The sequence below is a fragment of the Deltaproteobacteria bacterium genome, assembly GCA_016218975.1.
GTDB lineage: Bacteria > Desulfobacterota > Deferrimicrobia > Deferrimicrobiales > Deferrimicrobiaceae > JAENIX01.
Map to the genome: position 1 here is coordinate 1 of JACRCO010000062.1, position 10,662 is coordinate 10,662.

13 protein-coding genes are annotated in these 10,662 nt (G+C 59.3%); 4 read left to right on the plus strand and 9 right to left on the minus strand.

Annotated features, from left to right (window positions below; all coding sequences use genetic code 11):
• The 3 genes from HY896_08490 to HY896_08500 all read right to left on the minus strand — a co-directional run.
• Positions 1–936: hypothetical protein (locus HY896_08490; GenBank protein ID MBI5576387.1), on the minus strand; the 936-nt coding region annotated here is incomplete at its 3' end.
• 90 nt (positions 937–1,026) lie between these two features.
• Positions 1,027–1,455 carry a type II toxin-antitoxin system VapC family toxin gene (locus tag HY896_08495; protein ID MBI5576388.1) on the minus strand — a complete coding sequence of 143 codons (429 nt, stop codon included), beginning with the start codon at positions 1,453–1,455 and terminating at the stop codon, positions 1,027–1,029.
• Positions 1,452–1,733 carry a type II toxin-antitoxin system Phd/YefM family antitoxin gene (locus HY896_08500; GenBank protein ID MBI5576389.1) on the minus strand — a complete coding sequence of 94 codons (282 nt, stop codon included), beginning with the start codon at positions 1,731–1,733 and terminating at the stop codon, positions 1,452–1,454. The genes HY896_08495 and HY896_08500 overlap by 4 nt, the downstream gene beginning before the upstream one ends.
• Positions 1,734–1,921: 188 nt before the next feature.
• Here HY896_08500 and HY896_08505 point away from each other — a divergent pair, with 188 nt between their 5' ends.
• Both HY896_08505 and HY896_08510 read left to right on the plus strand, forming a co-directional pair.
• Positions 1,922–2,164 carry an AbrB/MazE/SpoVT family DNA-binding domain-containing protein gene (locus tag HY896_08505; GenBank protein ID MBI5576390.1) on the plus strand — a complete coding sequence of 81 codons (243 nt, stop codon included), beginning with the start codon at positions 1,922–1,924 and terminating at the stop codon, positions 2,162–2,164.
• Positions 2,143–2,574 carry a putative toxin-antitoxin system toxin component, PIN family gene (locus HY896_08510; protein MBI5576391.1) on the plus strand — a complete coding sequence of 144 codons (432 nt, stop codon included), beginning with the start codon at positions 2,143–2,145 and terminating at the stop codon, positions 2,572–2,574. The genes HY896_08505 and HY896_08510 overlap by 22 nt, the downstream gene beginning before the upstream one ends.
• A 10-nt stretch (positions 2,575–2,584) precedes the next feature.
• Here the strand turns inward: HY896_08510 and HY896_08515 are convergent, their stop codons facing one another.
• On the minus strand, positions 2,585–2,989 hold the full coding sequence (locus tag HY896_08515; GenBank protein MBI5576392.1) for a type II toxin-antitoxin system VapC family toxin: 405 nt from the start codon (positions 2,987–2,989) through the stop codon (positions 2,585–2,587).
• A complete protein-coding gene (locus tag HY896_08520) occupies positions 2,986–3,219 on the minus strand; it encodes an AbrB/MazE/SpoVT family DNA-binding domain-containing protein (GenBank protein MBI5576393.1) in 234 nt (77 codons plus the stop codon). The genes HY896_08515 and HY896_08520 overlap by 4 nt, the downstream gene beginning before the upstream one ends.
• 167 nt (positions 3,220–3,386) lie before the next feature.
• On the opposite strand from HY896_08520, the gene HY896_08525 reads away from it, so the two are divergent.
• On the plus strand, positions 3,387–3,932 hold the full coding sequence (locus tag HY896_08525) for an ACT domain-containing protein (protein ID MBI5576394.1): 546 nt from the start codon (positions 3,387–3,389) through the stop codon (positions 3,930–3,932).
• A 14-nt stretch (positions 3,933–3,946) separates the two neighbouring features.
• Positions 3,947–4,456, plus strand: coding sequence for a peptide deformylase (def, locus tag HY896_08530; GenBank protein ID MBI5576395.1), 510 nt, complete (start codon positions 3,947–3,949; stop codon positions 4,454–4,456).
• A 5-nt stretch (positions 4,457–4,461) separates the two neighbouring features.
• On the opposite strand, the gene HY896_08535 is transcribed toward def, so the two are convergent.
• Genes HY896_08535 through HY896_08550 form a run of 4 tightly spaced genes read right to left on the minus strand, consistent with a single transcriptional unit; the run spans position 4,462 to position 9,639 of the window.
• The gene (locus HY896_08535; protein ID MBI5576396.1) at positions 4,462–4,890 is read right to left on the minus strand and encodes a hypothetical protein; all 429 of its coding nucleotides are present in this window, start codon (positions 4,888–4,890) and stop codon (positions 4,462–4,464) included.
• Between the two features lie 20 nt (positions 4,891–4,910).
• Positions 4,911–6,479 carry a hypothetical protein gene (locus tag HY896_08540; GenBank protein ID MBI5576397.1) on the minus strand — a complete coding sequence of 523 codons (1,569 nt, stop codon included), beginning with the start codon at positions 6,477–6,479 and terminating at the stop codon, positions 4,911–4,913.
• Complete coding sequence (locus HY896_08545; protein MBI5576398.1) at positions 6,476–8,161, minus strand: peptidyl-prolyl cis-trans isomerase; 1,686 nt, start codon at positions 8,159–8,161, stop codon at positions 6,476–6,478. The genes HY896_08540 and HY896_08545 overlap by 4 nt, the downstream gene beginning before the upstream one ends.
• A gap of 11 nt (positions 8,162–8,172) precedes the next feature.
• The gene (locus tag HY896_08550; protein MBI5576399.1) at positions 8,173–9,639 is read right to left on the minus strand and encodes a hypothetical protein; all 1,467 of its coding nucleotides are present in this window, start codon (positions 9,637–9,639) and stop codon (positions 8,173–8,175) included.
• Between the last annotated feature and the right edge of the window lie 1,023 nt (positions 9,640–10,662).

Sequence of the window (10,662 nt, forward strand, 5' to 3'; positions counted from 1 at the left end):
AGGTATTTGATTGTAATAAGGGCCTATTTCAACGAGATCCTGGCCGCGGAGCATCGATACAATCTTGTTCTTGTCATGGAGCAGAAACGGAGTGGAAATGTCGCCCAGGGCAATTGCCATCTTCACGGCGTGAAGAAACAGTCCCGCAGTGTCGACCGAAAGATGGAAACGCCAGTTGCCATCCTGTTCGGTAAAGGGTGAAAGCAGCACGCCATGCGGATGGGCAAATACGATTTCCCACGGATGGGAACCCACCCATGCTTTCGAGTTATACCAGCCGCGAAATGCGCGATCATCCTGATCCGGCAGGTCGAGAAGGCCACAGTGCCGACTGTCCGCCTTCAATGAATATTTTTCTCTTGCGGCAAGGTGCCTCAATTCGGGAAACGCCGCATCATATGCACATCCGACGACCTGCAGATACTTGCCGGAAGTGAGAGAAACCCACGATCTCTCGTTAGCGCCTTTAACACAGGCCAATTCCAACCTTACCAGCTCGTTCCGGGATAACGGCGAGCTGGTCCGCTTTGGCCACGTCCACTTCCTGATCAAACGCCCGGTACGCGATTCATACGGGATCAGACGTCGCACACGTCGATTGAAGGCATCCGGGTTCTCATTTGCGTACTTCAACCGGCGCGTCAATTGGGGAAGCGCCGACGTCCACACTTCCTGGGAATTCCAGATCGAGTAGCCCGAACCGTTTTCGAATTCGATTTCTCCCGATGAGATGTCCCAGGTCGATGAGTAAGTTGTCCATCCGACTTCTATCGATCCATGTAAACGGCCTCCATATAGCAGGAACCGGGAGCGATGCCACTGTCTTGGCTTGGGTATGAAGTATGGTCCCCACCAAACCACGTCGTAAGTTTTTTCGATCGGTTCCGTATCCCTGATCCGGTCGAAGAGAATTGCGAATTGTGCGGAAAGCCTCACCCGCAAATCGTTTGTCACGGGAAACCTTTTTATTATTTTTAGGGCCATAACGATCCGGCCCCGCCGGTTATTTATGCAACTGTGCGCTGATTATCGCGGATCGAATGCGATGAGCCGTTCCTTCCGGGCCGCCGCCAGCAGCTTCGCGTCGGCGCAGGCGAAGATCACGTCTTCCTTCAACTCCGAACGAAGCCACATTGCGGATGCGAGATGAATCGAATCGGCGCCGCGGACGGCATGCTTCCGGATGGTCTGCTTGACGATCGGCAGCAGTTCCTCGGGGAATTCGAGGACGAACAACCTGTTCCAGTCGGATTCGAACGCCTTGACCAGGTCCCCGAGGACCCGCGCCGGGAAATCCCCCGCAAGTTGCTTCCTGTGCAGCGCGGAAAGGATCTCCGGGTACGCCAGGCGGGATGTGGCGGCATACGGGTGATCGGCCAATAACCGGTCGACCGCGCCGGAGCCTTCTTCGGCGATGTATCTCTTGACCAGCGCGCTGCTGTCGAGATAGATCATCGCCTTTCCTCGAGGATGAGTTCGGATGCTTTTCTTCCCCCGCGCGCGCGGCGGATCGGCCGAAAGGGAGTTCTATCTTCCGGCAGGTGCAGGCGATTCCGGTGGGCAAGGGACGCAAGCCGTTCTTCCGTCCCCGCCGTCTTCTCGACCTGGTCCAGCCGGTGGATCACGGCGATCGGCCTGTTCCGGTCCGTGACGATCACCGGGATGCCCTGGCGCGACAGGGATAGGAAATGGGTCAGCCGGTTTTTCAATTCCCGAACTCCGACGATATGCATTGCGGTTCCCTCCTATGTGGCCATTGTAGCCACATTCCTGGCGCGTCGCAAGAACGTCCCTGTTCTTTAGGCCGTCCCCGGTTTTGAAAGGAAACGGCGGAGCCGTCCACCCCCGGCCCCGCCGTTTTCATGCTTGCCGGAGTTCACTCCGGGATGTATCCTTACTGTAAGGAAGTAAGGAGGCCGGGATGCTCGCGAAAAAAACGTCTAAAAATCAGCTTACATTGCCCAAGGAGATCGCGGACCGTTTTCCAGGGACGGAATATTTCGATGTCCAGGTGAAGGGCAGGGCGATCCTCCTGCGTCCCGTCCGGATCGAAGCCGAAGGAGAACGCTCCGGGATCGATGCGATCCGGGAAAAGATTCGGAAATTGCGACTGACTGAAAAGGACGTGGCCAAGGCGGTCAGGTGGGCCCGAAACCGGCCCTGATCCGGGCCGTACTCGACACCAACGTGCTGGTCTCCGTCCTTCTCTTCGGGGGTCGTCTCGAAGAGTTTCGGCTGGCATGGAAGGCCGGGCGGTTGCGGATCGTTACCTGTAAGGAATTGCTCGACGAGATCGTCCATACCCTTTCCTATCCAAAGTTTCGGCTGACTCCGAAAGAGATTTCATCGCTTCTTTACAAGGAACTCCTGCCGTTTTCGGAAGTGGTGGATATATCCGGACGGACGGAGTCCGTTTCACGGGATCCGGACGACGACATAGTGATTCGGTGTTCCCTTGTTGGCGGCTGTTCCTGGCTGGTTTCCGGCGACGACGATCTTCTGGAGATCGGGAAATACCAGGGAGTCGAAATACTGTCCCCGAGGGAATTCCTGGACAGGATCTTGGGCGGGTAATCCGACAGGATCAGGGAGAAAGCCAGTTCGCGGTTCGCAAGCCACGGATCCGTCGAAATTCGCGGATGTTGGCTGTGACCAGCGTTGCTCCGATGCTTAGCGCATGGGCGCCGATGAGAAGATCCATAGAACCGATGGGTGTCCCGGCTATTTCAAGGGCCGCCCGGATTTCTCCGTAAGCCATCGCTGCGGATTCGTCGAATGGAACGATTTCGAATGGCGCCAGGAATCCGGCAAGGGCTTTCCTGTTTTTCCCGGGATCGTCGCTTTTGGCGACCCCGAACCAGAGCTCGGCTGTTGTTATAGAGGAAAGTCCGACGTCTCCCGGTTGGCTTCCTGTGAGGCGCTGTATCAGTTTCGGGGGTTTTCGGCGTATCAGTTCGATACAGCCGTCGGTGTCCAGGATGTATTTCATGCCGTTAAGCCCTTGCGGCGCTGCATGTGTGGCTGTGCCCGGTCCCGCAAGAAGTCGGTCGTGAAGAGGGAAAGGCTTTCCACGAGCCCGTCCCATGAGCCGGTCGGCGGGATAAGAAGGACGATCCTTCCCGCTTTTTTCACGAACACGTGGTCGCCTTCGAACCGCATTTCCCGAGGCAGACGCACGGCCTGGCTTTGTCCGTTCCGAAAAAGTTTCGCGCTTTTCATGTCCGCCTCCGAATATATATTAATAGTATATACTACAGGCCGGGAAGCCTTTTGTCACGAAATGAACATGGCGGTGCGGTTTCAGCGGTAATGCGGACTTACAAGGTAAATTTGACGTGGTATCATCTTTCGGAAGCCATTGCAGGGGGAGAAAGGAGGAAACCGGAATGGGGCATTTCTCGGTAAGCGTCGTCGGCAAGGACCGGCCGGGGATCGTCGCGGAGGTGAGCCGGATCCTCTACGAGCAGGGTTGCAACATCGAGGACTCGACCTGCACGATCCTGTCGGGGCAGTTCGCGATGATCCTGGTGGTTTCCCATCCGGCGATCTCCGCCGTAGCGGAATTAAGTCCAGCGTTCGAAGAGGTGCGCTCGCAGATGCGCCTGATCGTCACCCTTCACACGCTTAAGGACGAGGAGGTCGTCCACGAAAAATCTTTCCTGGGGAACCCTCACATCATCTCCGTGTACGGGGCCGACCGGCCGGGGATCGTGTACAACGTCACGAGGGAGCTGGCGCAGCGGAAGGTTAACATCACCGACCTCAACACTCAGGTCGTCGGAACGAAGGAGAGGCCGGTTTACGTCATGGTGCTGGAAGTGGACATCCCCGAAGGCACCGACATGAAGGGGCTGGAAAAGGAATTCGAGCGGATAAAGAAAGAGCTCTCCGTATCCATCACGGTGCGGCCGATAGAGACCCTGGAACTTTAATCGCAACCGGCATCATGGCCATTCTCCCGATATTGAAGTTTCCGGATCCGCTCCTTAAGGAAAAATCCGCACCCGTGGATGAGATTACGCCGGAATTGTCGGTGTTCATAAACGATCTTCTCGATACGATGCGGGCGTCGGCCGGAGGGGTGGGAATCTCCTCCCCGCAGGTGGGGTTCCTGAAGCGGATAATCGCGGTCGACGTCTCGAAGCACAAACGCGGCGGCCAGGAGGAGAACCACGGCCTGATGGTGCTCCTGAATCCTGAAATCCTGGCCAAGGGCGGGCGCCAGATCGTGCGGGAGGGGTGCATGAGCATCCCGGATTACACCGCGAATATCGAACGTGCCCAGTGGGTGCTCGTGGACGCGTTGGACAGGACCGGCAAGCAGGTCATACTCGAAGCCGTCGGGTTCGAGGCGGTGGCCATCCAGCACGAGGTGGACCACCTGGACGGCGTCCTTTTCCTGGACCGCGTCTCCTCCTCCAAAACGGATCTCTTCCGGCGCAAGAAGTACCGCTGACCCTCTTACCGCTCCTTGCCGTTCAGTCGAAGTTTCCCGGTTCCGCCCTCGATCGACAGCGCGGCCTGCACCTTGCCTTTATTGTCCATAAGCGTGACCGCGCCGTCGTCTTTAGCGGTGACGGCCAGGCCTATGAGCACCCGTTCCTTGCCGTCGGTCATGGAGAGCGCCGGAGAGTCGTCACCGGTGATCGCCAAGGAAAAGCGCACCTTTTCTTTGGTGTCCACCATCGCGAGGACGGGCCTCCCGTCCTTGTCGGTCCCCAGGACCGCCTTCACGGCGCCGGTCGCCGTCACGAGCACGAGCTTCTCGGTGCGTACCTCCTTTACCTGCTCCGGGCGCGCGGCAAAGGCATCGCGGTTCCCATGCATCACAAGGAGCGTCACCAGGCAGCCCGCCACGCCCGCCAATATCGCCGTACCGATCGTCTTCATTCATCCTCCCGTCGAAGTCTTTATTTGGTTTTCCGCGTTTCGCTTTTTCCTGGAGGAGACTCCGCCTCCGCGATGTCGAACTTGTAGACGCGGTTTCCGAGCCCGCTGCTGATATAGAACCGCCGGATGGCTTCCCGGAAAACGAACGTTGTGGGGACGTTGCTCGAAAGTCGCACGATGTCCCTTTCCACGACGTCCGCATAGGTGGCGACGTACTTGTAGTCCCTGTCGAACTCCTTGATCACCTGCATCAGGTGGTCGAGCACCAGCACGTTCCCGTTTTTCCGGAACGCCAGCCCTCCGATCCCCTGGAATTTCGCGTTCTCGAGCCCCAACCCGCCGAACGTTTTCACCACCCGCGACGTTTTCGGATCGATCACCTTGATTTCCACGGTGACCCCCAGGACCGCGTACAGTTTCCCGTCGTACGGGTTGAACTGGATCCTCGTGAGCGTGGGGAGGTCCGCTTCGGTTTTATCCCTCCGGTCGTAGGTCCCTCGCAGCCGCCCTATGGTTTCGTATTTTTCCCTGGCGCGGTCCGCCTTGATGACCTGGAAGCGGGACCCGTCCGCGATCCAGCAGAACCCCTCCGGCGTCACCGCGAGGTTGTTCGGATTGTTGGGAATCCCCGTATCGGTGGGGGGGTACTTGATCTCCTCGATCCCTTTCCCTTCGTCGTCGAGCTTTCGGATGGTGTTGTCGCTGTAGAAGGCCACCAGGAACTTCCCGTCGCGATCCATGGCGATTCCGCTCGGAGGATCCCATTTCCTGTCGAGGTTCACCCTGCTCAGGTACGTCCCGTCCGGTTCGAAGAACTGTATCGAGGTCCGGTCCAGCACGTACAGTTCGCCGCTGGATAGGAACCCCATCTCGCTCGGCTGGACGAAGGGGTAGAACTCCTCTCCGAAAAATTCTCCCGTGGGGGCGACCTTGCGAAGGATCGGTTTCTCCTTGACGGGCGCTGCGACTTCCGCCGGAAGCCGCGCTTCGAACGGCGCCGACGCTTCCGATTCCAGGTTGTTGCTGTCTACAGCGGTGATCTTGTAGTAGTAGGAAATTCCTCTCCGGACGCTCCGGTCGGTGTAGATGTCCTGGTGCGTCGAATCAAGGAGGTGGAACGGCATCCCCCTCCCCTCGGCACGGTACAGGTTGAAAAAGATCGTGCCCGGCGGGGTGGACCACCGGAGCGTGATTGCGCCCGGCGGATACGTTGCGCCGAAGAAGGCGGGGGGCTTCAACGGCTCGAGTCCCCGGAGCACCGCAGGCGGCGAAGAAGGACTTTCCTTCCCTTCCACCGTCGCGGTGACCTTGTAGGATACGGTTTCCGCGGGGGAGACGTTCGGGTCGTTGAAGATGGTCTGCGGGCCCGAGTAGACGGCTGCGAAGTCCGCCTTTCCTGTTTTCTTGTACACCTTGTAGGAAGTCGCCCCGGGAACCGGCGCCCAGCGCAGAACGACGATCGTCCCCGCGCGCAGCGGAAAACCGGGCAGCCACTCCGGCGGAGGCGCCGCATTCGCCGACGGAATCAGGAAGGCCATCCACATGAATAGAAACGCCGTCCGTGCGAGGACGCGCCGATAACGCTTCATCGAGCGGGTCCCGATTCGCGGATCGTTCCCGGCGCCAGGGATGGTCCCGCTCCCTGCGATGCGTATCGATGGAATTCCGGACCGAACTCGATCCGGCTCTCCGCGCGTAGCCCCGCGACGATTTCCCGGATCAGCCGTTCCCTCTTTTTCGCCATGACGCTTTTCTCGACGGAGAAACGGTCGATTTCCTGGAAGGGGAGCGCCCTTTCCTCCCGGACGGCCTTCAGTTTGGGGACGATCCACACCCCTTCCCCTCCCTTCGGCGGGTCGATCCGGATAGGGGTTCGGGCGTACTCGCCCAAGGCCAGCTTCGTCGCCGGAACCAGTTCCCGGGGCACGCGGTTTTCCTCCACGAATCCGTTCCTTCCTTCCGCGGACTGCCGGTTGTCCGACCACCGGTTCGCGACTTCCTCGAAGGAGACGCCCTTTTCGAGAAGATCATATATGGTCCGCAGCCGGGCCGGCGACCTCGTTTCGATCAGGGAAAAGCGGTATGCGCGGGGAGCCGTGAACTTCTTCCTGTTGGCTTCGTAATATTCCCGCCGTTCTTTTTCCGTAACTGAGAGGCCGCGGCCGCGGAAAGCCACGTATTCCCGCGCGAGGAGATATTCGCCCGTCAGTTTCCCGATGAGGAGGATGTCGGGATGTTTCTCGCGGAGCCCGACCCTTGCGGCTTCCCGGGCGATCGCGTATTCCTCCAGGCGCCGGTGGATGATTTCCTCGACGGTGTCCTCCGAATGGACGACGCCCAACCCGGACGGATCGGCGAGATCCCGCAGGGTGAACGGCACGCCGTCCACCGTCACCGCCGCTTTCCCGAGCAACGGCTCAAGTGATGCGTTGTTTTCCCTTGCGCGCAGATATGCGTCGATTACGTCACGGTCCGGGATGCACTCGTGCTGCCGGACGAGGTTTTCCTTCCAACGGTTCCATGCCTCCTGCCGGCGGATACGAAGAAGCCGATCCCGGTTCCGCTCGAGCCACTCCTGCCGCATCCGGGACGAAGGTTTCTTTTCGATGACCTTTATGACCGCGTAGCCGGTGTCCGTTTTCGACACCGCGGAATATTCCCCCGGCCGCATCCGAAATAGTTCATCGAGCAGTTCCCGTCCGTAGAGCGGCGAGCTTTTGGTAACGTTCCCCACGTATCCGCCGTTGTGCGCTGTGAGGCCGACCGATTCCGCTTTGACGATCTTCCCGAAGTCCGCGCCGGCAAGGACGAGGCGGCGCAACTCATCGGCATGCTCGCGCGTCTCCACGGTCAATTGTTGCAGATCGATGGCGTCCTCCATGGGCGGCGCCATCGCTTCGATATCCTTCTCCTCTATCCGGATCGACGGTTCCGCCACTTCCGACCAGTAGACGTTCGTCCATAGCCGGTTAAGGCGCGTCTCGAGCCGCGAGCGCACGGCGGAAAGCTTGTCGACTCCCTCCGCGCGCGCCCGTGCGGCCAGAAGCCGGTTGTTGATGAAGGAATCGGCCAGGACCCGCAGCCGGGTTTCCGAAGGTTCCGTCTCTTCGGGGAATGCGATTTCGACGAACCGGCGGAATTCCGCTTTTTCCACGGGATTCCCGTCTATCCGGAAAAGGGCGGTTTCGGCCTGTGCGAATAGGGCGGCGAACGACAATAACGAGAAGGCCGCAACGGCGGCGGCGATCCATTTTCCCGGCCTTGGGACCAATGGGCTCCTGTTTAATTCCAATTGTGGGCTGTGCCGTTGAAGACGTGGCAATCCGCGCAATCGAACCCCGACGCGATGTCCCCCAGCCCCGTCTCCGTGTTCGCCCACTGCGGGTTCCCGAATCCCCGGTTCTGCAGTTCCGCGGCGCGCTCCTTCGTGGCGGTGACGTGATGCGAATTGACGGGCTCGACGCCGTCGGTGGCGACCGGATGCCCGGAGCCGTCGTGGCACGACTTGCAGACGGATTTGGTTCCCTGCCCCAGTCTGGCGATCGCCATGCTGCCGGCCTGGCCGTAGTGGACCCTATGACAAGTGGTGCACATGATCTCGCCGCGGGGTCCGAACCGGTTGGCGCCCTGCGGCTGAATGAAGGAGACCTTCCCGATCCGGAACCTCAAGCCGCCCTGCGTGGTGGTGTAGAATCCCCCCGCGTCCGCGGCGGTGTTTTTCCCGGCGGGATGCCCGTAGCCGGTCCTGCCGACGTCCCATTCCGCCTGGTCCCCGTCCAGGGTCGTCGCGGACCCGTGGCAGCCGGTGCACAGCGGGTTCCAGGTGTTGTCGGCATCCGCGGTTTTCACCACGACAAGGTTCTTCTCGCCGTTGACGTCGTTGCGATGCGCGGAGTGGCACGTGTAGCATCCCATTCTTTGGGTGCTGCCGGCTCCCGTCCATCCGGTCATCGCTTCGGCAGGACCGGTGGTCAGGTGCCCCCCCATATCCCACGAAGGGCCGAGCTCCTTCAAGGATGCCGCGACCTGGTTCGGGACGTCGAACACGTTTACGGTTCCACCGCCGTCGGACCTGCCGTATTTCTGGATCAGGATATTCCGGGGGTGCCGGCCGTACTTGGCCCGCTTCGATGCGGCGGCGTTGTCGACCGGGAAATCCACCGGATGGGTCCCGTCGGGGGGGGCGGAAAGATTGTTGGTTGCCCGCTCCGCATGGCACCGGTCGCAGAGGCCGTCCAGATTAGGGCCGCTCGATCCGAGGGGAGCCATGAGGAACGGGGGATAAGTGCTGTCATGAACCGAATGGCAGGAGGTGCATTCCATTTTCCTGTTGGCGGAAACTCCCTGCCAGTTCACGCCGGGCGGCGGCCAAGTCACCGGCTGCCCGGTTCCGTCCTTCAGATTTGCCGGGTCGCGCCCGTGCGATTTCGTGAAGAAAACGGCCGTGTAGTCCGGGGCCTGGCTCGTCGAATAATCCGTCGTGTTTACGCTCGGACCCGGCACCGGGACCAGCGTGCCCGTCTCGGGGAGAAGCCCTTTCCCGCTATGGCACAGGAAGACGCATTTCCCGCCCACTTTTCCGAGTTCGTCCTCCATTTTCTTGTACGAATTGGTTTCCTTCCGGTCGTGGCAGATAAGGCAGGCGTCTTTTCCCGGCATGTGCTGCCGGATGTCGTGGTGGGAATTGTCGAGCCCTGCGTGGGCGTTGCCGAAAGTGAAGAGGAAGGCCAGCAGGATGATGAAAAACATAAGTTGGCTTCCCGTGGGAGAACGTTTTGAAAGAGAGGTTACACCATGAGCGGGGATCGTGGATACAGAAATAATAGGGAACCCGGGCGTACTCGCACGGAGGTATTGCGGGGGGAGTACGCGTCGATGCGACTGACGCCTCTACGGGCCGTAATACATGGTAGTGGAGTGCCGATCTCCGGCATTTCGTGAGTCGCTCGCCGAATCCTGCGCCCGGTTCTCGTCGGTTTTATCTATAGTGGATCGGGGTGTCGTGGTCACGACCGAAAAAACGGCGCTCAAACGGCCGTCCTCGGCCGAAACGCGAACGTATGGGCGGATGCCGTTTCCCCAGTTTCCTACCGGAAAGCCGTGCTTGAAATCGGTTGCGCCTGCCGGATTGGGATACAGCCACGACATTGAGATTATAACCAGGAACCGGAAGGCAACCTTACGAAGCATTTGCGCTCTTGCTTGCATTGTTCTCTCCCTCTATCCCCGCATTGGGGAAATGCATTAAACGGGCCGACGGGCTTGATCGGGAATCGTTAATGGAAACGCGGTTATCGTGCGGAAGGATCTTGGGACGATAATTCGAATTTGTTATGCGTATTCCCCTCGATATCATCTTTGGAATAACGGAATAAGGGGCTGCCGTCAGCTGTGCCCGGCAACATAAAAAAAGGGTCAGGCGCTGCCGCCCAACCTCATGAATTCGATTGTGGCCCCTCCCGGAATTGAACTGGGGACACGAGGATTTTCAGGACGCATACCACCTTTCACGTGATGTTCTGCTTTATTCCGTTCTTCAAGAATTCAGCTTCAAGCCGGTTCATGAATTTCGCATATCTATAATTGCACGTCGTGGTCCGTACCACTATCATGGGGTCGGACGATTATTCAATGCCGCTGCTTGCGGCAAAGATCCGGTGGAATTTCGAGGGAATGGGACTATGAGGAAATCCGGATTGCCGGTCGGGTACGGCGTATTTCTCGGCGAGATCAAGGAGCGCATCCGATCCGCCCAATACGAGGCGTTGCGCA

Coding starts and splice junctions, on each gene's coding strand:
- HY896_08495 (MBI5576388.1), bottom strand. CDS start 1,455: ATGATCTATCTCGACAGCAGCGCGCTGGTCAAGAGATACATCGCCGAA.
- HY896_08500 (MBI5576389.1), bottom strand. CDS start 1,733: ATGCATATCGTCGGAGTTCGGGAATTGAAAAACCGGCTGACCCATTTC.
- HY896_08505 (MBI5576390.1), top strand. CDS start 1,922: ATGCTCGCGAAAAAAACGTCTAAAAATCAGCTTACATTGCCCAAGGAG.
- HY896_08515 (MBI5576392.1), bottom strand. CDS start 2,989: ATGAAATACATCCTGGACACCGACGGCTGTATCGAACTGATACGCCGA.
- HY896_08520 (MBI5576393.1), bottom strand. CDS start 3,219: ATGAAAAGCGCGAAACTTTTTCGGAACGGACAAAGCCAGGCCGTGCGT.
- HY896_08525 (MBI5576394.1), top strand. CDS start 3,387: ATGGGGCATTTCTCGGTAAGCGTCGTCGGCAAGGACCGGCCGGGGATC.
- def (MBI5576395.1), top strand. CDS start 3,947: ATGGCCATTCTCCCGATATTGAAGTTTCCGGATCCGCTCCTTAAGGAA.
- HY896_08535 (MBI5576396.1), bottom strand. CDS start 4,890: ATGAAGACGATCGGTACGGCGATATTGGCGGGCGTGGCGGGCTGCCTG.
- HY896_08540 (MBI5576397.1), bottom strand. CDS start 6,479: ATGAAGCGTTATCGGCGCGTCCTCGCACGGACGGCGTTTCTATTCATG.
- HY896_08550 (MBI5576399.1), bottom strand. CDS start 9,639: ATGTTTTTCATCATCCTGCTGGCCTTCCTCTTCACTTTCGGCAACGCC.